Here is a 23,338-nt window from a genome sequence, read left to right as displayed (position 1 = left end):
AACCAGGCTTTATAAAAAAAAGCCCACACTCGTTAGAGTGTGTTAGTTCAATAAAGATAACTTATACGAAAATGAGGTATTCTTAATGAAAAATTACAGAAAAAGAATTGCTGATGATATTCTAAAACGAAAACTAGAAGGTAAAGGTGCAGTATTGATTGAAGGGCCAAAATGGTGTGGAAAAACTACAACAGCCGAACAAATTGCTGCTAGTATTTTGTATATGGATGATTCAGAAAAGAAAGAACAAAATATAACTATGTCCGAATTAAATCCAAAGCGTTTATTAAAAGGAGCAACACCGAGACTTATCGATGAATGGCAACTTGCACCAAAACTATGGGATGCCATTCGATTTGAAGTCGACCATCGTCATGTTCTTGGACAATTTGTACTTACAGGGTCCGCTGTCCCCGCTGACACCAAGGAAATTACCCACTCTGGTACAGGACGTTTTACTTGGTTAACAATGAGACCCATGAGCTTATATGAATCAGGAGATTCTACTGGAGATGTCAGTTTAAAAAGTTTATTCGATGGCGAAACAGAAATTGATGGTGAATCTCAACTTGACATCGATCGTTTGGCTTTTCTCGTATGTCGAGGAGGATGGCCACAGGCAATAGATATGCGTGATGAAATCGCATTAGATCAAGCCATAGATTATTTCGATGCTGTTGTTCATTCCGATATTAATCGAGCAGATAACGTGCAAAAGAACCCTGAAAAAGTAAAACGACTCATGCGTTCCTATGCCAGAAACCAAGGCAGTCAAGTTCCTAACACGGTTCTAGCACAGGATGTTTCAGCAAATGACGAGACAACTATAAGCGAAGAAACCATAGCATCTTATGTCAACGCACTACGTAAAATATTTGTTATTGAGGATATGCCAGCATGGAATCCGAACCTTCGTTCAAAAACTGCAATTCGCTCATCCGATACACGATACTATGTAGATCCATCTATCGCAACTGCAGCTTTGGGTATCGGACCAAATGATTTAATAAATGATTTACGAACTTTCGGATTTCTATTTGAGACACTTTGCATTAGAGACCTCCGTGTCTTTGCAGATTCTTTAGATGGGGAAGTTTATCATTATCGAGATAAAGATGGACAAGAATGTGATGCGGTCATTCATTTACGAAACGGAAAATATGGTCTTATAGAAATCAAGCTTGGTGGCGATAAACTCATTGAAGAAGGCGCGAAGAGTCTAAAATCAATGAAAGCTAAAATTGATACTGACAAAATGAAAGCACCATCTTTTCTTATGGTTTTGACAGGAACAAGTGATTGGGCATATCGTCGTCATGATGGTGTATATGTTGTTCCGATTGGTTGCTTAAAAAACTAATATAAAAAATACAGTACAATCCCTCTAGTCATCATTAATTGATACACAAAGAAGTGATGACCACATTATTTTCAACCTTTTACAATTTCATTATATAAGAAATAAAATATAGATGGTAAAGGCATATAATTATGAAATATTATTGTGCCATATACCATCTAATTTTTTATTATCCATAATTATTTATTTCTATAATTAGGAATACCATCAAAGATTCCCGACAAATACATTTTCTCTAAATTCTGTGATTGTCTAGGGCTTTCTGACGAAAATCTTTTAAGAACACTTCCCTCATTTCCTTTAAAATCAACAGAATAAATTTGATCAGGTCTAAATAAAGATGTTTTTAAAATATTAGTTGAATGAGTTGCGATAATTAATTGTGATTCATTGGAATTTGTTAATATATAACGAATTAAAAGCTCTTCTAATTCATTATGAAAAGAAGCAGCATTAAATTCATCAATAATTAACATTCCATCGTTATTGACAATATGAAGAATAATAGGAATCAAAGGAATTAATTCTTTATTTCCCTGTGATTCCAAATGCAATGGAATCCAATAATCACATTCGTCTTTTTTGATAAAAAATTCTTTTTTATCTCCTAAATTAATATTCAAAAAATCACTTACTTTTGATTCATTAGTATACTTTAAAGTATAACCAATTTTTGATTGTTCAAGAAAACGATTCATTTTAATTACTGTTTCATCAGTAACATTTTCTACTAAAGCACTAAGCGTTTTTTGACCAAAGACAACACTTTTTTTATTAGAAAAATCACAATAAATTGAATTCTGTAAATAATTAAACCATTTTTTTAACACCGGAAACCTAGAAAATTGCGTATTAAAATATATATTCCGTAAAAATAAGACATTCTTTGCGATTGAATCACTATGATAAAAAGTGGTCTCTGTCAATTCCGTTTTTGCTTCCAGCCCCAATCTTTCTAATACAACGTTATGATCCAAGACTAGTTTTTCACTAACTACATTTCCATCGCGACTAAAAACAAATTCATATTGAATATCATGTTGATCTATTTCAAATGAATAACCTAATTCTAAATTCTCATCATTGTAAAAACACATTTGTAAAGGAATGGCAACATCACTATCAACAAATAATAAATCTAATAATACGGATATCGCATGTATCGCATTCGATTTACCAGAAGAATTAGGTCCAAAAAATGCCAATCCTTTAACAATTCCATTTTTAACATTTGTTTTTTCCAACATACTATACTTAGTTGCTTTCAAGTCAATTGTAGTCTTATTTTTAAAAGATTTATAATTTCTGATTGTCACTTCTTTAAGCATATTATCCTCCTGTTACAATTTTATTACATTTATAATTTTATTTACTGTAATTTATTTACACTTAAATTATATAATAAATATACTTATTATTCATCTAATTTCTAAAATCAATTCTTTTTTCTAACCAAAAAATAAACTTTTCTTAATATTTTCAAACTCAAAATATTAATTATTTGTGTTTATACTTACTTTGAAGGAGGAAATACATGACTTCAAAAGAATCTATTATTAAAACAAGTACTATTGTTTTGTTTTGTATTTTTATGGGAATGGCTCTTTTTGTTTGTATTGATGGATTAATGAAAGGACACTTTCAATCGATTCAAACTCTACAAACCTATATATCTTCCTATGGAATATGGGGACCCTTGTTACTTCTAATGATTCAATTACTACAAGTAATTCTTCCTATTCTTCCTGGCTTTGCTGGATGTATTGTAGGATCGGTTTTATTTGGAGCTGCCAATGGTTTTTGGATTAATTATATTGGTATTAGTTTAGGTTCCATCATCGCTTATTTCTTGGCAAAACGATATGGAACTAAATTAGTCAATAAAATGATGCCCATGGAAAAATATCAAAAATACATCGATAAAATCAATCAAAGTAAAAGCTATACCTTATTACTATTCTTAGCTATTTTACTTCCCTTAGCTCCCGATGATTTTTTGTGTTATTTTTCTGGACTCATTAATATGTCATCAAAAAAATTCATAACAATTATTATTCTAGCGAAACCTTGGTGCATACTAGGATACTGTATTTTCTTTGCGTATTTTATTTAATGGAGGATTTATGATTGGATTTTATAATTACACTGTTATTTTAACTTATATAGGAATGATTTCCGGATTTGTAGGAATCTTATCTGTTTTTAATGGAAACCTAAAAATGGCCTTAATTTGTTTATTAGTTGCCGGACTTTGTGATATGTTTGATGGTAAAATTGCCTCAACTATGAAACGAACAAAATCCGAAAAACGCTTTGGCATTCAAATTGATTCCTTAAGTGATTTAATTTGTTTTGGAGTTCTACCTTCTCTTATTATTTTTTCATGCTCCAAAGGAAGCCTACCTATGTTTATTTGTGCTGGATACGTTTTATGTGCTTTGATTCGCTTAGCTTGGTTTAATGTTGACGAAGAACAAAGACAAGATAGTGAAAATGGATCAAGAGAAAACTATTTAGGATTACCCGTTACAAGTTCTGCTATTTTAATTCCTTTGTTTTTAGGAACCCTATTAACATTTCATCTTGTTCTTGATTATTCTTATTGGTTTCTTTTATTGATTGCACTTGCTTTTATAACTCCATTCCCATTAAAGAAACCACATACACTTGGAAAAATATTATTGATTTTAATTGGAATTGTTACATTGGTTGTTGTTGTGATGGGATGTCGTGTTCTATGAATCAAAACAATAAAATGGTAAGTTTTTTATATGGTAACTTACTAGGAAGAATTCTATTAAAAATGATTATGAAACTGCATATCGATCGAATTATTGTTAAGTTCTTATGCAGTTCCTACTCAAAGCCTATTATTCCTTATTTTATAGAACACAACAACATTGATATTCCATTTGAACAAAAAGAAACTTTTAATACTTTTCGTGATTGTTTCGCTCGTACAAATGAATATCTAACAATTGATGAAACTCCAGAACATTTAATCAGTCCATGTGATGGATTCTTATCTGTATTTCCTATTGATAAAAGTAGTACATTTTCAATAAAAAAATCACACTATAAACTAACTGATTTTTTTAAAGATGAAGAACTATCAAAAAAATATATTGATGGAACTTGTTTAATATTTCGTCTATGCGTATCAGATTACCATCACTATTGTTTTATTGACGACGGATACCAAGGCGAAAACCATTATATTGAAGGACAACTACATAGTGTTCAACCCATTGCCTGTGAAACCATTCCTGTCTATGTTTTAAATAGACGAAGTTGGGCATTATTATCAACACATCACTTTGGAAATGTCATTCAATGTGAAATTGGCGCATTAGTCGTTGGTGGAATTGTTAATGAAATAGAAAACAATCATTTTAAAAAAGGAGATGAAAAAGGCCATTTTGAATTAGCTGGTTCAACGATTGTTCTTCTCTTTGAAAAAAATAAAATTAAATTAAATCCCGAATACTCTCAAGAAGAAGTGAAAGTAAAACTAGGACAATGGATTGGAAATTCAATATGAAACAAAATAAAAAAATAATTGTGATATTGTTACTGGCATTTATTTGGAATCAAATTGTATATACAGGAGCCAAATACATTGCCCTATCTTTTCATCACTATGATATGACACTAGCTATTGATCAATGGATTCCCTTTTGTCCTCAATCCATTGTCATATATTTTGGATGTTATGTATTCTGGATTATTAATTATTACTTATGTGCTAAACAAGACAATATCGATAGTTCTATTTTCTTTACTAGCGATATTCTCTCTAAAGCCATTTGTTTTATATTTTTTATTTTGATACCAACAACAAATATCCGACCCGATATTGTTGGTAATAGTTTTTGGGATGAAGCTATGCGTTTTTTATACCAAATCGATGCACCCTATAACTTATTTCCTTCTATACATTGTCTAGTAAGCTGGCTATGTTGGATAGGACTTAGAAAACGCAAAGACATCCCAAAAACATATAAAACATTTACTCTAATCCTTGCTTTACTCGTTTGTCTTTCTACTTTAATGACACGACAACACGTAATTGTTGATTGTATTAGTGGAATAGCCCTAGCTGAGTTTAGTTATTGGTTTACAAAGAAAACAAAGATTTATTTGGTTTATGATAAATTAATAAAAAATATAAAAATTAGATAGTATATCGACTTATTCAGATCAAGTAAAAAACTGCCAAGTTAAACATTTGGCAGTTTTTCTATGTAAATAAATTTCTCTATCCATTTATCTTATGTTTTTGTAAATACTCCGAAAAAGAACTAGCCGGTAACATACGTTTCTTTGCCAACATTTTACTCCAAATGTTGTTTCCATCAGCTTCGGTTATTAATCCTTTTTTCAATGCTTCTAATAAAATTTGTCCTGTATCGATATGCTTTAAACCGTACTCTTTAATATAAGGAGCAATATCTTTATAGTTATTACTTGCAAGAATTCCATTATATGTTTTAGCCAATGCAATGCCACCTGCTTCACCACGACCTATACTTTTTTGTCCCTTTTTCCCACGTATAAGTTCGGAATACAATCGATATTCCTTTGTACCTGTATTGATTAATTTAACAGATACATCTTTACTATCAATCATCACATCCACGCGTTGTTTTATATGTGGAATACTTGGATTTGACAATTCTTGATAAACAGGCTCTGGTAAAATAATTTTTCCACCATAAAGCTCATGCAATATATTCGTATTATTAATCCACAAAAAAGCAGATAAACAATCTGTGTCAAAAAAGTAATCACTAGTCATTCAAATTTTCTTCCTCATCAAAATCGTATACTATGTCAGCTCTATACGCATCCATCAAAAGTTCTTCCCTTTTTCCTTCTGAAATCAGCTCTTTTTCAGCCATTTTTTCAACTTTTCGTATATATTCACCTGTTGTAAAATATTGTCTATTTTTTTCTGTTGGAAAATATAGCTCTTTACCATATCCCAACTTAGCCGCTAATGTAGAGACCGTAATAGCTTTATAGTCATTCGCAATATCACTACTAATCAAACCATCACTTACTAATCGATGAATCATTGCTTGATGACTTACTTGAAAAAACTGTTCTGCATCAATTACTTTCTCAATATCCCATTTGCCTTTATCAAGTTCATATTCTAATAACGCATCATAGGGCATCAACAAATAACTTGCAAATTGATTTGCTTCTTTTTCTGATTCTGATTTATCACCATTCATATTCATATCACAAATTACTCGTTGCATATTCTCTTCATATAGGACATGATACAATTCATGTGCTAATGTAAATCTTTGTCTTCCATAAGATGTAGTTGAATTTATACAAATGACAATATCTTCATTCTCTTTTGTGCACATTCCACTTATTCGTGGTGATAACGGATACTTAACTATCGTAATTTTTTTATCTTTCCATCCATTCACAATTGCAAAAATATCAATTGGCGAATAAGCATCTTCATTCCAAATTCTTCGTGTTCGCAATGCTAATGAATTTAATTCTTGCGCTGTTTTCATACTTTTAGTCCTCTATCATTTCATTCATATAGCGAATATTCATAACAATTTTATTGATGGCTGCTATACTCTCTAAGTCTTCTGTCTGAATTCCATTTGAACGAAACGCAAAATTTAGTGGAATATAAGTATCATCTTCTCCAAACAAATACGCTTCAGAACATCCAAATAAATTACATATTTTTTCAATCAACGTTACATTTAAACTTCTTGTTCCATTTTCTAACTTTGTAATCATCGACTGATCGACTCCTAAATATTTTGCCATTTGTTCCTGTGTCATTTTGCTTTCTTTTCGCAATTGTTTTAACCGAACGTTTTTTTTATTGGATTCCATTTTATATTCCCCTTTCAAACACCTTTATTGTATATATATTATATTTTACATTTGTCATATTTTCAATTTAGTTTTACACTAATTTTATGACACATTTATTATTTTGTATCTTCATCATATCCATTAAATCAAAAAAGAAAAGCAGCAATCAAACTAATTAAGTTCAATTACTACCTTAATATCTATTAATCAAATATAATAGCCTTTTTCTTTCCCTTCTTATTACGAGGATGTTCTTGAATACGTTGTACATAATCTAAGTTAATAATCTGTACATTATCTCCACTTTCTACAAGAATCGCTCCATCAGAAACTTCTTTAATAATTCCTTGTTGAACACTACTACTTGTCAAAATATAAATTAAACATTCTTTATCAATAAAACGCTTTGCGAACTCAACCATTTCCTTTTTTCCTTTCTTTTTATTTATTATCTTTTGCGTAATAATGGTTTTATTTCTTCTCTCTATATATAAAAGTATAAATATAAAGATTGCGATTATTCCTGGATTCAAAACATCACCTTCTAAAATATTTTATTTCCTTGTTTCGATTGTTTCATTGCTTCTAAACAATAAGCCGATAAATTTACAATCCAAATCAAACAAACAATAAACGATGGTAAAAAACCAATATCAAATATAAAACCACCAAGTGCTAAAAATACAATCAATATACAACAAAGATTATTCGTTACTGAATAGGATTTAAAAGCACTTTTCCCAATAATAATTCGTTCTGCTTCATCACAATTATCTAACCATTTCTTTTGGAAACGTAAATCATAAACCGATACCCCATCTTTTTCAGGATATAATTTCTTTGTCGCATCTATACTTTTTTGTTGAAGTAAAGTTGTTTCTACTAAAACAAGTACAAAAGCAACTAGTGCAACTATAAAAGAAATAGTAGTTGAACTTTGATCAAATAATGTTAATCCATTGGCATATACAGCTGAAATTAAGAAGAAATTCAATACAATGGCACATCCGGATAACCAAATCACAATTGATAACTTTCCATCAATCATATCCGATACTTCTTCATCTTCTCCATCCCAAGTATTCAATAATTTTTTAGCTTTACTATACATAGGTCCACAAATTAAAGGGATAACGATTGCTAAGGCAATCAATAAAATAGTTGCGATATAACTTGAAAAGTAACCTGATGCATCTTTTAACAAGTTGTTCAATCCACTAAATTGAAAACTTGCCGAACAATATCCAAAGATCCCACCACAAATACAACTAATTACCAATACCAATAAAAACGCTGGTAAAGCTTTACGATTTTCTTTATTCATCTTCTTCCTCCTGTAAATAAAAGATTTCTTCTACATTAACACCACAAACTTTGGCAATTGTTAATGCTAAAGTAATTGATGGAGAATAATCTCCTCTTTCAATCAAAGAAATCGTTTGTCTAGATACACCGCATAATTTCCCCATTTCTTGTTGATTGACATTCAACGCTGCTCGTTTTTCTTTTAAACGATTTTTTAATATCATGTTGCCTCCTTTGACAATTATTTTTGTCTAAATGACAACTTTATTTGTCATTTAGATTGTATTATTGACTTTTATGATTGTCAATAAAAAAATTGTTTAAATCTATATAGATCTAAACAATTCTTATAAAAGATTAATACCACTCTTCCATCAAAAGAAAATCACGAATATTACGATGCTTAATACCATTTCGACTCATATCAAATTCATCCATGGATACTACATATTTAGGATAATTATCACAAATTTCATCATACACACCAAATTCACGTGCAATTGTTTCTTCACTGGCTAACAAATAAGCAACTTGAACATACAATTTTTCTCCTTGTTTGGTGCATACAAAATCAATTTCTTTATCATTTACTTTTCCTACCGTAACATCATATCCACGACGTAATAACTCCATAAATACAATATTTTCCAAAATTAAATTGATGTCACGCATATTCCCGCCGAATACAGCTTGTCGAATTCCGTGATCTACAATATAGTATTTTTCATTCGTCGCAAGAATCTGTTTTCCTTGTAAGTCTTCGCGCTTTACTTTGTAAAACAAATACGAATCGCAACAATATTTTAAATAATTTAAAATGGTTTCTGATGCAACAGAACACTTCTCATTTTTTAAAAATTTAGATAGTGAAGTAGCAGAGAATGTATTCCCTATATTTGCCATCACATACGCTATAATTCTTTCTAATAAATCTACATCCCGTATTTTATTTCGTTTTACAATATCTTTTAGCTGTACTGAGTTAAATAAATCAAACAAATATTGTTTACTAGCCTCAGTGTCATAACGAATATTAGCTAGATAAGGCATTCCCCCTGATAAAAGATATTTTTGAAAACAAACTTGGATTGATTCAGTAGGAACAATCGTTTGATAAAGTTCTATAAATTCTTTAAATGAAAAAGGATAAATCACAAACTCTACATATCGTCCTCCAAGATATGTTGCCAATTCTCCTGATAATAGTTTCGCATTTGATCCCGTAATATAAATGTCACAATCAAGGGAAACACGCTAAGAATTGATGCATTTTTCCCAATTCTTCACTTCTTGAATCTCATCAAAAAATAAATATACTTTGCCTTCAATATTTTGTGCTCTTTTCTTAATTTCCTTATGCAAAGATTCAGCTGTTTGAAGATGAGAATAACTCATATCCTCAAAATTAATAGAAATGAATTGTGAAGAATTGACTCCTGAATCCATCAATTCTTGTTTAATAAGTTCTAACATAACCGATTTACCACAACGATGCATTCCTATTATTGCTTTAACTAAATCCGTTTTCATAAAAGGCCGAATGCGTTTCATATATAATTCTCTTTTTATCATAGCCATCACCGTCCTTTTTATAGTTATATTTTATCAATTATCATAAAAAAAGGATATGTACTTTCATACATACCCTTTAAAATTATAAAATTTCTTTTAAATAACGAGCCAATGCATCTTGCCAAGTAGGAAGAGGTGTGAATCCCTTTTCTTGAAGTTTCGATTTATCTAAACGTGAATTAAAAGGACGAGCCGCTTTTGATAAACCATATTCTTCTGTAGTTACTGGTATAACTTTAGTATCATAATTTGCTTGTTTAAAAATTTCTACTGCAAAATCATACCAAGAAATATAACCACCTTCATTTGTCGCATGATAATAACCATATTGTTCACTTTCAATCATATCGACTAATAAACGAGCTAAATCATATGTATAAGTAGGCGTTCCAATTTGATCATTTACCACACGCAAAGTATCATATTTCTTTCCAATATTTAACATGGTCTTAATGAAGTTATTTCCATTTAAACCAAATACCCAAGCAATACGAACCACAAAATATTTATCCAAGATTGAAGAAACAAATTGTTCTCCCTCTAATTTTGTTTGACCATAAACATTTAATGGCTTATAGTCTTTACAATCTGGTTTCCAAGGTTGTTCTCCTTGTCCATCAAAGACATAATCCGTTGATAAATATAAACACTTCGCATCCACTTCTTTACAAGCCAAAGCAATGTTTTTAGTTCCTAAAGCATTTACTGCACGAACTTTTTCAACTTTGTCATCATCTTCAGCTAAATCTACCGCAGTCCAAGCAGCGCAATGAATTACAGCATCCGGTTGAATTTCTTTAATCACATTCATTACCGCTTGTTCATCGGTAATATCCAAAGAAACATAGTCGGCTTTGGTTACAGCAGAACCATCTTGGATACCACTATAAACATCTTGAATATCACTTCCAATGCCAACATGTCCTCTTTTGACAAGTTCATTGATTACATCGTGTCCGAGTTGTCCTCCAACTCCTGTCACAAATACTTTCATTATTTATCCAATCTTCCTTTTTCTACATACATCTTATCGAAGTAATTACGATATTCACCACTAATGATGTTTTGCCACCATTCCTTATTATCTAAATACCATTGAATGGTCATTGGAATTCCAGTATCAAATGTATATTTAGGCTTCCATCCTAATTCTGTTTCTAATTTAGTTGGATCAATGGCATAACGTCTATCATGTCCTTTACGATCCGATACAAATGTAATCAATGATTCAGGTTTATTTAAGGCATGTAACACTGTTTTAACAACCTCTAAGTTTGTTCTTTCGTTATGTCCACCAACGTTATAAACTTCTCCTACACGACCATTTCTTACGATTAAATCAATGGCAACACAGTGATCATATACATGTAACCAGTCACGTACATTTTCTCCTGTTCCATATACTGGAATTGGTTCATCATTTAAAGCACGAGAAATAATTAATGGAATTAATTTTTCTGGGAAATGATAAGGACCATAGTTATTTGAACAACGTGAGATTGTCACTGGTAAACCATATGTACGATGATAAGCCAATACAAATAAATCGGCACTTGCCTTAGCTGAACTATAAGGACTTGAAGTATGTAATGGTGTATTTTCCGTAAAGAATAAATCCGGACGATCTAATGGTAAATCACCATATACTTCATCAGTACTTACTTGATGATAACGTTTGATTCCATATTTAACACAAGCATCTAGTAAAGTTGTTGTTCCCATAACATTTGTCTTCACAAAGATTTCTGGATCTTCAATACTTCTATCAACATGAGATTCCGCTGCAAAGTTTACAACAACATCAAAGTGTTCTTTTTCAAATAAATCAAAGATAAATTCACGATCCGCGATATCCCCTTTGACAAACTTATAGTTTGGTTTATCTTCTACTGGTTTACAAGTCTCTAAATTTCCAGCATATGTTAGTTTGTCTAAATTCACAATCATATCTTCGGGATATTTATTTACCATGTAATGAACAAAGTTTCCACCAATGAAACCCGCTCCACCTGTTACTAAAATTTTCATTTTTATTTTCCTCCATATACAAATTGATTATTTGATTGTTCTAATTCAGGGGCAACCGTATCTTTTTCAGACAACACCGGTTCGATACCATTTAATAAACCTGACCAATCTACATTAACGGTTGGATCATCGTAACGCATTCCCCCTTCAGATTCTTTATTATAGACATTATCAACTTTATATCTAAATTCAACATTGTCTGTTAATGTTAAGAATCCATGTGCAAAACCTTGAGGAATAAAGAATTGACGATGATTTTCTTCACTCAACTCAACACTTACCCATTGACCATATGTAGGAGATCCTTTACGAATATCCACTGCTACATCAATAACCGTTCCTTTTGTACAAGAAACTAATTTTGATTGAGCATATGGTGGATTTTGCCAATGTAGACCTCTTAGTGTTCCTTTTTGAGCACTAAAAGACATATTATCTTGTACAAAATCAACACTTATCCCTAAATTTTCATATTTAGGTTTTGAATATGTTTCGGTAAAATAACCACGATGATCCCCGAATACATCGGTATCAATAATTAAAACACCTGGAATTTTTGTTTCTGTTACTTTCATAGCTTCCCTTTCTATTTGATATACTTACGATCAATAATCTTCTTTAAATACGCACCATATTGGTTCTTTTTATAAATTTCATACGTACTATATAACTGTTCCTTAGAAATCCATCCATTTTCATAGGCAATTTCTTCCAAACAAGCAATCTTACGATGTTGATGTTCTTCAATTGTTTTTACAAAATTAGTCGCATCCACTAAACTTTCATGTGTACCTGTATCCAACCAAGTAAATCCATCTCCTAATAAAGTGACATTTAATTCATTGTTTTCTAAGTAAATACGATTTAAATCGGTAATTTCTAATTCTCCACGAGCACTTGGTTTTAAACTCTTGGCGTATTCTACAACACGATTATCATAGAAATACAATCCCGTTACAGCATAATTTGATTTAGGATGTGCTGGCTTTTCTTCCAAAGAAACAGCCTTTCCATTTTCATCAAATTCAACAACACCAAATCGTTCTGGATCTTCTACATAATATCCAAATACTGTAGCTCCTTTTTCTTGATTTGCAGCTTGACGTAAACGTTTTGATAAACCATGACCATGGAAAATGTTATCTCCTAAAATCATGGCACAACTATCATTTCCGATGAATTCTTCACCTAAAAGAAAAGCTTGGGCTAATCCATCGGGACTTGGTTGTACTTTATATGATAATTCCACACCAAATTGATGACCATCTCCTAATAATTCTTGGAAACGAGGCGTATCATCTGGTGTTGAAATAATTAATATTTCTTTAATTCCTGCCTGCATTAAAATCGACATAGGATAATAAATCATTGGTTTGTCATAAATAGGAAGAAGTTGTTTACTTGTAACTTTTGTTAGTGGATAAAGACGTGTTCCACTTCCTCCTGCTAAAATAATACCTTTCATAATGAAATCTCCTTTTAATGATACATATACATTAAACCCTTACGCTACGTAAGAGTCAAGTCATTCATCTTTTACACTTAAACAAACAAGCTTCTTTCGTAATGGTAATAGCTCCATCTTTTTTGATTTTATCATTTAAAAACACATAAAATTCATCATAGCGATTCATTAATTTTTCATTTTGATTGCCATGACAAGACAATACATAATCCACTAAAGGCTTGGCATCATCTATAACTAGTTTGTCATCATAACAAATTAATTCAACATCGGAAAAATAAGGTGACAACAATTGTTTTCCATTTTCTTTTCCAAATTTTGTATATAAACTTGATTTTGATAAATAAATATCACTGTCAAATTCATGAACCAATTCACTAATTTCTTTCATGTGATTTTTTCCATAAGTCGTACAATAAAAAGTTCCCTTTTCCTTTAAAACACGTACAATTTCTTGTAGTCCCTTTCTTAAATCCGGTAGATAAAACAAAACATGATTGGCAATAACACAATCAAAAAAATCTCTTTTAAAGGGAATATTCTCACAAGGAAAAACCATAAAACTAAAATCATCGCTTAATTGTTTCGATACATCTTCAATCATTCCTCTTGATGAATCCGATAAGAAAAACTGACGATTTCGTAATTCAATGTGATTCTTTTTCCAGAGTTCTCCAGAGCCACATCCAATTTCTAATAACGTATTCACTTGTTTAAAATCAATTTGTTTAAAGACCCATTCAAACCAAGAATCCTTTCTTTGTGAATATAAATCATGAAGTTGAATACGAACTTTTAAATTATTGGAGTTTTTATACGATTCAATCATTTCATCGTCTTTCGACAATAAATTTAAAACCTCAATAACTTTATTCCAATTCATTCCTTCACTTTCAATCGTGTTCATCATAAAAGACAAAGACTCTTTAATGTTTTGATAATAGTCGATACGATTTTGAATTAAATCATATTGCATCTGTAAAGAATTCAATAAATCCTCTTTTGAATTGTCTTTTGACAACATCGGAGCAATTTCTTCAATGGAAAAACCTAAATTACGAAGTAAGATAATTTTTTGAAGCCGAAGTAAATCTTTTTTATCGTATTGACGATACCCATTTTCCTTAATAAAAGAGGGTTTTAATAAACCCACTGAATCATAATAACGAAGTGTTCTTTGTGAAACATTTGCCATCTTGGCAAACTTTCCTGTTGTATAATACTCACTCATATCTTTCATCCATACTCTTTTTAAATGAATCATACGTAAAATGAGATAAATACGTTTCTTTACAATTGTTTCGTTTTTGTTTGTTTTCTTCTATTGTCTCATTACATACATTTAAAGCAACTTGTTTCATATTAAAAGAATCCACATTATATCCCAATTGATTGGTTTCCACTAAATTATAAGTATCTTTTTGAATAGTGTTGATTAAAGGAAGCGAACCACATAAATAATCAAGTGACTTCATTGTCAACCCCACGACTACACTAGGCTTCATAACATTTAAAGCATAGTGACATTGATCAAAGATTTCCTGTTTTGAATGACTATCATATACTTCTTTATAATCAATCACATTGATACCATTTTTCATACACTCATCAATTAATTCTTGTTTCATTTCCCCATTACCAATAATATGTAAACGAACTTTTTTATATAAAGAACACTCTTTTAGAAAACTCACAATAAATGGAATATCAATAATATTGTTTATACTTCCCAAGTAACAAAAATCAATTTTATCACTTGATAATTGTACATTACTTTCTAATGGCATTTGTTCCTTAGACCAATACAATGTAGATGCTTTTTCACAATCATTTAAATGAAGCTTTTCTTTAAATAAATCACATTCACAATAAATCCAATCCGCATCTAAAATATAGTTATCACGCATATTTTTCCAAAGTGTAAATGGAAAATGGGATTTAAAATGAGAAATAGGCATTGTTTCTGGCCATAAATCAATGACATCAAAAATCAATTCACATTTATGTTCTTTTTTATATTCACTCATCGTTTTGCATAATGAATTACAAGGAATCAAACAATAAATACAATCCGGTTGAATTTGTTCTAATTCTTTTTTTACTTTATTGGCAAAATCATAGTGATTATATAAACGATCTATGCTTAAATTCTTTTGATAGGGATGCGTTTGAATTTGAATATCCGCTAAATCCGAATCAATGTGCGCTTTTTTGCGATGTGAAAAAGAGGAAGTCATGACAAGTACTTCCCATCCTTTTTCTTCATAATATTTTTTTATCAGTTTGACACGATCAAAATACGTATCAAATGCACAAACGATTGTTACTTTCATTTATAGCCTTTCTGTTAATTCAATTGATTTTTCAAAATCAACAACCTGATAATCCATTCCTGGATATACACTCAATGACTTATCATAACTACTATTTCCAAAAGCTTTATTCGCAAGTTTTCCTATTTTACCAGGAACAAAACTAGACACAAATACCGCTGGTTTTAAAACTCTTAAAACCGGTGCTTTATGATGATGAACCTTGGCAACTTCTTCCATAATTTGACTTGTACTCACGTACTCTTTATTTTGAGGAAAGAAAATTCCTGATTTTCCAACCAAAATAATCTGACACAACAATTCACTTAAATTATCAATAAATAAAACCGAACGTTCATTATCACTATAAGGTAATACAGGACTCTTTTGGGCAATCTTTGATAATAAAGGATAATTTCCTTTCGAATGAGGTCCATAAATCATTGGAGGACGTATTGTCACAACGTTAAACTTAGAATCCATTAATTCACGAATCTTTTGATCCGCTTGCCATTTAGAATCTCCATAAAAATTACTTGGATTTGGTTGAGTAACTTTAGTAATGCGATTGTTTTCATGAACCGAACTATTTTGTCCATAAATAATCATGCTAGACATAAAGATAAATTGAGAAACACCTTGTTCCTTAGCCTTTTTAGCGCACTCTACAGCTAAATCACAATTGATATCGTAATACCTTTGTTTTTCTTGTTCACTCACCGAATCCACATCAGCATGAGCAATCCCAGCGACATGGAAAACAGAATCGTACTTAGAAAAATCATAGTCTTTCCAATGTTCATCTTTCATATCCAATGTATCAATTTCAAAATTATCTTGATAATGTTTATGTGCATAGTTTTCAAATGAAGTTCCAATATAAGAATCAGCACCCGTAATCAATACTTTTTTCTTTTTTCGCTTATTTACTTTCACTTCTTGACCAAAACCAATTTGTTCATATTCCTTAGGAAGTTGACCTGTTCCACCTTCAACAACTCCATCATGATGAAGCACCGAAGTAATTGTTTTAAAGAAACATTTCACATCCATTTTTAATCCTGATAAACTGCTTTTTTGTAGTTCTTTAGTATATTGCCCATCTAATTGGGCTTTCACATCAATTTCAAGTTCATCTCTTCCATTGATTTGTGCCCATCCAGTAAGACCTGGTTTGACATCATTGGCACAATATTGATCTCTTTGTTCAATTAAATCATTTTGATTCCATAAAGCCGGACGTGGTCCAACCGTAGTAATATTCCCGACAAAAATATCCCAAATTTGTGGTAATTCATCTAAAGAATATTTACGAAGGAATTTTCCTACGCGGGTAATATATTGATCTGGGTTTTCAAGCATATGTGTTGGTACATCATGTGGTGTACTCATTTTCATACTACGGAATTTATGAAGTTTAAAATACGTTTTATTTTCTCCTACCCTTTTTTGACTAAATAAAACAGGACCCGGATCATCTAATACAATGGCAAGTGATATAGCTCCATAAACAGGTGCTAATACCACAAGTCCACCAAACGATAAACAAACATCAATGGCTCTTTTTCCATATTTTTCATACCATGTTTTATCTTGATTTGAAATTCTTTGTCCTTGATCTGGATATGTATTTACTTTTAAATCCGGATCCTTTTCTTGTTCTTGTCTTGATTTATGAGCTAATAGTGATAGACCCGCATAACAAACACCTAATCCACATGCAGCTATACACAATTTTTTCTTTGTCTTTTTTTTCATAATGCATCCTCACTAATTTCATTATAACACTTAAAAAAGCGATTATAAAATCGCTTCCATTAAAACATCTTTTATTTTGGCATTGTCATCACAAGTTGAAACGATATCTTGTAGAATTTCTAATTTTTTATCAATCTCTTCCTGGGAAACATCCATCTTTTCATGCACATAAATTAAATTATTATCTGTTTTATGACACTTTTCAATTTCCAATGCCAATTCCTCAAACATTTTTTCACCAGGTCTTAGACCAATTTCTTGAATATCAATGTCTTTATAAGGAACTTTACCCGCTAGACGAATCATCTTTTCCGCTAAATCAAGAATCTTAACAGGTTGTCCCATATCTAAGACAAAGATTTCACGATGTTTAGCATAGAATCCCGCTTGAAGAACCAATTGAGCCGCTTCAGGAATGGTCATAAAATAACGTTGGATATTGTAGTCGGTAACTGTAACAGGTCCTCCTTGTTTAATTTGTTCTTTGAAGATAGGAATAACCGAACCATTGGATCCTAATACATTCCCAAAACGAACCGCTGCCATCTTAATGTCACTTTTACATTCTCTTGACTGCATGATTAATTCTGTCATTCGTTTTGTTGCTCCCATGACATTGGTTGGATTAACAGCTTTATCCGTTGAAATCATAATAAAACGCTTTACACCATTTTCAATACAAGCATCGATTACATTCTTTGTTCCAAAAACATTATTACGAATGGCTTCCATTGGTCGATCTTCCATTAACGGAACGTGTTTATGCGCTGCAGCATGATAAACGACTTCCGGATGAAATTGTTTCATTAATTTAAAGATATCTTCGCGTTCACGAATGGAAATAATCAAAGATTCCATTTGAATGTCTTTTGACATGGAACCATCTCTTTGATTACGCAAAAATTCTTGTTTCAACATATAAAGTGAATTTTCATTGATATCAACCATAATCAATTGTTTGGGATTGAACTTCACAATTTGACGACACAATTCCGATCCAATAGAACCACCAGCACCTGTTACACAAACAACTTTATTTTCTAGGTAAGAGCCAATTTCTTCCGTTTTTAAATCAATGCTATGTCGATTTAATAAGTCTTCAATCGAAATATCATCTACACTGACTTCATTTTCGTTTTCTAATGAAAAACGCATAATCTTTGTGTTACAAGAAGTATTGGCACATAATTCAATAATTCTTTGTTTTTGTTCATCTGTCGCATTTGTGATTGAAATAAACAATTGTTTGACATCATATTTTTCAACAATTTCATTTACTTCATCAATGGTTCCTAATACTTTTTTACCCGAAACAATAGTTCCCTTGGCTTTAAAATCATCTAGAAAACCAACAACATGATATGGATAGCGATTATTGCGATAAATTTCATTCAACATCAAATACCCACCATTACCAGCTCCAATGATTAAAGCTTTCGTTGTACGATCCACATTTTCTAAATACGAATGAAGATAGCGATAAAATAAACGAATTCCCATTTGTAGTACATACGTTAGTCCTTCTGCCATCACAAAAGTCTGTACTTTAAATAAATGGAAAAAGTGTGAAAAAGCTGACATGATAATCAAACAAAATAAGAAACTATAAAAGCTATGGAATACATCACGTGGTCCTGTATACGTCCAAAGTGATTTGTGTTGTTTGAAAATCAGTTCACTCATTAAGTGAAGCAACATCACAAAAATCATTCCAAAAATGATATATTTTGTGAAGTGCAAAAATCCTCCGTGTAAAAAGAAGCTATTGCTTGCCAAAAACACAAGCACATACGAACAAAACGTAATAAATAAATCAATTAAGATAATTAATGCGCTTCGATATTTTTGATAAATACTAGTTTGATACATATTATCCATAAAATCACCAACATTGTCATTATAACGAAAAAGACATCATTATGCAAAAAATAGTCATTTTCATCTTATTGAAAGCGATTGCGATACGTACATTTTTGACATAATGTCATAATACATTTATTTTCATTGAATCCTTTTATAATAGATTGATATGCATCTGAATTCAAAATTTCATCTAAATCACTTTCTAAAATATTTCCTAAATTAATATGTCCATGTGCATCCAAACAACAAATTGTGACTTGTCCATTACTGAGTATAGCCAACATTGACTTAGCTCCTTTACAAGTTCCATGAACTGATTCATTATTTGCTTCATTAGGCCATTCAAATGAAGAAGCAAATGATACAAAGGTATTATCAAATATACGATACGAATCTTTTTTCTTAGTCAGTTCAAAGGAATAATGTTTCTTTAATTGTTCCATACAATACAGTGACTTTTCTTTTAATTGATCTTGTAGCCAAAAACGAAGATCTATATAAAATTTTGAATGATTTAAATCAATAAAATCCATAATTCGTTGAATATAAACATCTGGATCTGTTTTTTGTTCATCAATGGAATGAATTGAAATCGATACTTTACGAATACTTGGATGATTTAATTCTTTTGGAAGTAAAAAACCATTCGTAACTAATTGTACTTTCATTTCATGTTGATCGCATAAAGTAAGCAATTGATCAAATTGACTATGACAGAACGGTTCTCCTTGTACATGAAGATAAATAAAAGATGTATATGGTTTGATTTGTTTCAATATACGTTCAAATTCAAGTATGCTCAATTCTCTTGTTTGACGGTCATGGAAATCACAAAATGAGCATCGCAAATTACATTGGTTTGTGATTTCAATATAAACTCTTTTAATCATGTATCTATCATATAAAAAAAGGTGATAAAAATCACCCAAAAGTTTTAGAATACCATTGTTTATATTTCTTATCACTTGGACTTAATGTCGGAATAATATCTTCATGATAATAAGACATTAACCCTCTTTTACCAACATCAAAAGGTTCCGTTAAATCACAGGCTCTACATAAATTAAGAAAATACATTTCAACTTGTTTTGAATCCGTCCAGCTTGTTCCATCATATTTTAAAATCGAATGATCGAAAACAAGATATTTATGTTTATGAACATCTCTTAATTGCCCCATCATAAATTGAATCGTCTTTTTTTGTTTATGAAGCTGAATACGATCAAACTGTAAAACCGTTTCACTATTTGCCATTAAATTCGATGGTTCAAATGAAGTTGTAGTCGAAGTTGGAAGACATTTATTATAAATTGAAACTACATTTTTTTCATTTAAATCCATAGGAACAAGACTTGTCTTTTTAAATATACTTTTTAAATTCATACTTCTCTCCTTACTATCCAACATAAAAGACGAACTAATATTTTCATTAATCAGTTCGTCTATTTATGAATCACTTGATTCTGATATATCCATTGGCATCATTCCTTCTTTCTTTCAAATTTCATTTGGAGGATTATAAAGCATCATAACCTATATATTGTTTATTTGTTTCAGAGAGCTATATAAGTTTGATACAAGAACTAATGGCTTTAGCTCTTTTGATGATTTCATTATAAAGCCTTTTTATGAATTTAAAAGAGATGTGGAATAGTTGGTATCAAAAATGGAAAAAAGAGTTAATCGAATGCGAAAACTTTCGATTTTGAATTAGTTTTAGCATTGGGATGCTAAAACTTTGTATTTTTATATACTTTTCGCATCAAAATGTAAAAAAGGTGTCATGATTTGACACCTTAGTTCGAATTAAATTTCATTAGCACAATGATAAGCACTTCGAATAGCACTGGCAATATCTGCTGTACGCTCACCAGCACAGTCTCCTACATAATGAACAGGAACGTTAATACCCGTTTCATCAAAGACTAATTTCTTAGAGCCAACAGCCATTACAATCGCATCACAAGGAATTTCGATTGGATCTGGATTGGTTGCTAATACGGTTTTACCATCTTCTGAAATACCTGTTACCTTTGTATTTGTATATTGCTTAACATCATGTTTTTTAAAGTCATCCATGATTAAAGGAAGAATAGTTCCTGATTCTTGAGCCGCAATTTTGTCTGTCATTTCAATAATGGATACATCACAACCTTTATTAGCTAAATATTCAGCAGTTTCCGTACCAACTAATCCACCACCAATGACAGCAACCTTTCCTTTCACATCAACGACTTCGTTTAATACATCCCAGCTCGAAACAACGTATTGTGTATTTCCTGGTACATTCAACATAAAGTCTTGGGCACCAATGGCAACAATTACTTCATCAAATTGATTCAATGTAGCTGCGTCTGGTTTGGTATTGTATTGAATATCCACCATTGTTGGTAAAATTTCTTCATAATATTTAACAGAACGTAAAATTTCCATTTTTCTTGGAGGAATGCACGCAATATTAATTTGACCACCTAATTTATCTGTTGCTTCAAATAAAGTTACTTTGTGACCACGGATACTAGCAACACGGCTTGCTTCGCATCCAGCAATACCACCACCAACTACGGCAATCTTCTTAGGATTTTCACATGGTTTGATATAAACCGTTTCTTCATCACCATTTTCTGCATTTAATACACAAGAAATGTAGCGACGACCTTGAATCGCATCCACGCATCCTTTATTACAGTTCAAGCATTCACGAATTGGTTCATCTTTTTCAACTTTTAGGGCGATGTCTGGATCAGCTAACAACGAACGACCATACCCAATCATATCCGCATCTCCATCCGCTAAGATTTTTTCTCCTGCTTCAACTGAAACAACACGTCCTACCGTTGCCACTGGAATGGAAACAAGTTGTTTAACTTTACGGCATGTATCCAATGTCCAATTATATGGAACTGAACCCATTGGAGGAATTGTATCTCCCATGTTTCCAGTATGATTAGCTTGCGCTACTTGAATAAGATCGACACCCGCTTTTTCAAGCATTTGGGCAAAGATTAATGCTTCTTCTTCAATTAATCCCCCCTTACCACGTAAAGAACCATCTTCATTTACTGTGATAATAGGTAATTTATATTCAACCATTACATTTGGTGCCGCTTCTTTAATAGCTTGTACAACTTCTAAAGCATAGCGAGTACGATTTTCTAAACTTCCACCATATTCATCAGTACGATGATTCAAAATAGTAGAACACAAAGAACCCAATAAACGATCTCCATGCACTTCAATGGCATCAATGCCTGCTTCTTGTGCTTTTTTAGCACAATTCGCAATTGCCATTTTAATATCATTTAATTGTTCATGACTACATTCTGTTACGAAGAACTTCATATCATGATGTAATTTGGCATAAGCTTGCGTAGAAATATCTTGTGATTCCTTCATTTTTAATTGGAATGTTTCCATATCTCCAGCCGCTTTTGCTTTTTGTCCTTCAACGGCAGCCATACGACTAGCCATAATTAATTTTCCTACCCCTGGAACGTCATATTCAGGATGAAAAATTTGAAGTGCCAATTTACAATCATATTCATGCATCGCATCCGCTAACTTTTTAAAAGTAGGAATTTGGGAATCATCATATAATTTAGGTGTTGGACTCGCTGTATTTACCGGAGCCACATCTCCGATGACAACATAGCTTGCTCCCCCTTTAGCTAAACGTTGATAGAACGCAAAGCTTCTTGGACCAATGGATCCATCTCGTTCTTCATATCCTGTAGTTAGAGGTGGAAACATAATACGGTTTTTTAAAGTTAAATTACCAACTTTAATAGGTTGTAATAGTTTTGAATCTTTGCTCAT

Annotated in this window: 24 protein-coding genes and 1 pseudogene; 5 read left to right on the top strand and 20 right to left on the bottom strand. The window is 31.4% G+C overall.

The window, feature by feature from the left end; all coding sequences use genetic code 11:
* Positions 1-85 precede the first annotated feature (85 nt).
* Positions 86-1,360: an ATP-binding protein gene (locus ACI313_RS04510; protein WP_439755389.1), complete on the top strand. Its 1,275-nt coding sequence runs from the start codon at positions 86-88 to the stop codon at positions 1,358-1,360.
* Positions 1,361-1,539: 179 nt separating this feature from the next.
* On the opposite strand, the gene ACI313_RS04505 is transcribed toward ACI313_RS04510, so the two are convergent.
* Positions 1,540-2,688: an AAA family ATPase gene (locus tag ACI313_RS04505; RefSeq protein WP_320607700.1), complete on the bottom strand. Its 1,149-nt coding sequence runs from the start codon at positions 2,686-2,688 to the stop codon at positions 1,540-1,542.
* Positions 2,689-2,894: 206 nt separating this feature from the next.
* Between ACI313_RS04505 and ACI313_RS04500 the strand changes: the two genes are divergently transcribed.
* From ACI313_RS04500 to ACI313_RS04485, 4 genes are read left to right on the top strand one after another with little or no spacing between them, the layout of a single operon-like run.
* The gene (locus ACI313_RS04500; protein ID WP_439755388.1) at positions 2,895-3,473 is read left to right on the top strand and encodes a TVP38/TMEM64 family protein; all 579 of its coding nucleotides are present in this window, start codon (positions 2,895-2,897) and stop codon (positions 3,471-3,473) included.
* A gap of 10 nt (positions 3,474-3,483) precedes the next feature.
* Entirely contained in the window at positions 3,484-4,101 is a 618-nt protein-coding gene (locus ACI313_RS04495) for a CDP-alcohol phosphatidyltransferase family protein (protein WP_439755387.1), read from the top strand.
* A complete protein-coding gene (locus ACI313_RS04490; protein ID WP_439755386.1) occupies positions 4,098-4,901 on the top strand; it encodes a phosphatidylserine decarboxylase in 804 nt (267 codons plus the stop codon). Before ACI313_RS04495 ends, ACI313_RS04490 begins: the two co-directional genes overlap by 4 nt.
* Positions 4,898-5,542, top strand: a complete 645-nt coding sequence (locus ACI313_RS04485; protein ID WP_439755385.1) for a phosphatase PAP2 family protein — start codon at positions 4,898-4,900, stop codon at positions 5,540-5,542. The genes ACI313_RS04490 and ACI313_RS04485 overlap by 4 nt, the downstream gene beginning before the upstream one ends.
* A 76-nt stretch (positions 5,543-5,618) precedes the next feature.
* On the opposite strand, the gene ACI313_RS04480 is transcribed toward ACI313_RS04485, so the two are convergent.
* The 19 genes and pseudogenes from ACI313_RS04480 to bilR form a co-directional block, all read right to left on the bottom strand.
* Entirely contained in the window at positions 5,619-6,158 is a 540-nt protein-coding gene (locus tag ACI313_RS04480) for a hypothetical protein (RefSeq protein WP_320104394.1), read from the bottom strand.
* Positions 6,151-6,900, bottom strand: coding sequence for an ImmA/IrrE family metallo-endopeptidase (locus tag ACI313_RS04475; RefSeq protein ID WP_320104395.1), 750 nt, complete (start codon positions 6,898-6,900; stop codon positions 6,151-6,153). Before ACI313_RS04475 ends, ACI313_RS04480 begins: the two co-directional genes overlap by 8 nt.
* A 4-nt stretch (positions 6,901-6,904) precedes the next feature.
* Positions 6,905-7,237, bottom strand: coding sequence for a helix-turn-helix domain-containing protein (locus tag ACI313_RS04470; protein WP_439755384.1), 333 nt, complete (start codon positions 7,235-7,237; stop codon positions 6,905-6,907).
* 185 nt (positions 7,238-7,422) lie between these two features.
* Positions 7,423-7,641 carry a DUF6897 domain-containing protein gene (locus ACI313_RS04465; RefSeq protein ID WP_439755383.1) on the bottom strand — a complete coding sequence of 73 codons (219 nt, stop codon included), beginning with the start codon at positions 7,639-7,641 and terminating at the stop codon, positions 7,423-7,425.
* 122 nt (positions 7,642-7,763) lie between these two features.
* Positions 7,764-8,543 (bottom strand): DUF3169 family protein, encoded by a 780-nt coding sequence (locus tag ACI313_RS04460; RefSeq protein ID WP_439755382.1) that lies wholly within the window; start codon positions 8,541-8,543, stop codon positions 7,764-7,766.
* Positions 8,536-8,748, bottom strand: coding sequence for a helix-turn-helix transcriptional regulator (locus ACI313_RS04455; protein ID WP_320607692.1), 213 nt, complete (start codon positions 8,746-8,748; stop codon positions 8,536-8,538). The genes ACI313_RS04460 and ACI313_RS04455 overlap by 8 nt, the downstream gene beginning before the upstream one ends.
* Before the next feature lie 133 nt (positions 8,749-8,881).
* Positions 8,882-9,574: an ATP-binding protein gene (locus tag ACI313_RS04450; RefSeq protein WP_439755390.1), complete on the bottom strand. Its 693-nt coding sequence runs from the start codon at positions 9,572-9,574 to the stop codon at positions 8,882-8,884.
* An 87-nt stretch (positions 9,575-9,661) separates the two neighbouring features.
* Positions 9,662-10,054: pseudogene (locus ACI313_RS04445) on the bottom strand (ATP-binding protein); the annotation flags it as partial.
* Between the two features lie 124 nt (positions 10,055-10,178).
* Positions 10,179-11,090 carry a dTDP-4-dehydrorhamnose reductase gene (gene rfbD, locus ACI313_RS04440; protein WP_439755381.1) on the bottom strand — a complete coding sequence of 304 codons (912 nt, stop codon included), beginning with the start codon at positions 11,088-11,090 and terminating at the stop codon, positions 10,179-10,181.
* Positions 11,090-12,124 (bottom strand): dTDP-glucose 4,6-dehydratase, encoded by a 1,035-nt coding sequence (gene rfbB / locus ACI313_RS04435; RefSeq protein ID WP_320607689.1) that lies wholly within the window; start codon positions 12,122-12,124, stop codon positions 11,090-11,092. The genes rfbD and rfbB overlap by 1 nt, the downstream gene beginning before the upstream one ends.
* Before the next feature lie 2 nt (positions 12,125-12,126).
* The gene (rfbC, locus tag ACI313_RS04430) at positions 12,127-12,699 is read right to left on the bottom strand and encodes a dTDP-4-dehydrorhamnose 3,5-epimerase (protein WP_439755380.1); all 573 of its coding nucleotides are present in this window, start codon (positions 12,697-12,699) and stop codon (positions 12,127-12,129) included.
* Between the two features lie 11 nt (positions 12,700-12,710).
* On the bottom strand, positions 12,711-13,589 hold the full coding sequence (rfbA, locus tag ACI313_RS04425; protein ID WP_320607687.1) for a glucose-1-phosphate thymidylyltransferase RfbA: 879 nt from the start codon (positions 13,587-13,589) through the stop codon (positions 12,711-12,713).
* A gap of 64 nt (positions 13,590-13,653) precedes the next feature.
* Positions 13,654-14,853 (bottom strand): MerR family transcriptional regulator, encoded by a 1,200-nt coding sequence (locus ACI313_RS04420; protein ID WP_439755379.1) that lies wholly within the window; start codon positions 14,851-14,853, stop codon positions 13,654-13,656.
* Positions 14,813-15,922 (bottom strand): hypothetical protein, encoded by a 1,110-nt coding sequence (locus tag ACI313_RS04415; RefSeq protein ID WP_439755378.1) that lies wholly within the window; start codon positions 15,920-15,922, stop codon positions 14,813-14,815. Before ACI313_RS04415 ends, ACI313_RS04420 begins: the two co-directional genes overlap by 41 nt.
* A complete protein-coding gene (locus ACI313_RS04410) occupies positions 15,923-17,659 on the bottom strand; it encodes a sugar transferase (protein WP_439755377.1) in 1,737 nt (578 codons plus the stop codon).
* 42 nt (positions 17,660-17,701) lie between these two features.
* Positions 17,702-19,537 (bottom strand): polysaccharide biosynthesis protein, encoded by a 1,836-nt coding sequence (locus ACI313_RS04405; RefSeq protein ID WP_439755376.1) that lies wholly within the window; start codon positions 19,535-19,537, stop codon positions 17,702-17,704.
* A 65-nt stretch (positions 19,538-19,602) separates the two neighbouring features.
* Positions 19,603-20,412 (bottom strand): radical SAM/SPASM domain-containing protein, encoded by an 810-nt coding sequence (locus ACI313_RS04400; RefSeq protein ID WP_320607683.1) that lies wholly within the window; start codon positions 20,410-20,412, stop codon positions 19,603-19,605.
* Between the two features lie 31 nt (positions 20,413-20,443).
* Positions 20,444-20,905 carry a hypothetical protein gene (locus tag ACI313_RS04395; RefSeq protein WP_320607682.1) on the bottom strand — a complete coding sequence of 154 codons (462 nt, stop codon included), beginning with the start codon at positions 20,903-20,905 and terminating at the stop codon, positions 20,444-20,446.
* Positions 20,906-21,328: 423 nt separating this feature from the next.
* Positions 21,329-23,338 (bottom strand): bilirubin reductase, long form, encoded by a 2,010-nt coding sequence (bilR, locus tag ACI313_RS04390; RefSeq protein ID WP_439755374.1) that lies wholly within the window; start codon positions 23,336-23,338, stop codon positions 21,329-21,331.

The organism is Floccifex sp., assembly GCF_051873495.1.
Lineage (GTDB): Bacteria > Bacillota_I > Bacilli_A > Erysipelotrichales > Erysipelotrichaceae > Floccifex.
The sequence above is the reverse complement of the archived record's forward strand: the minus strand, read 5'-3'. Positions and strand labels throughout refer to the sequence as shown.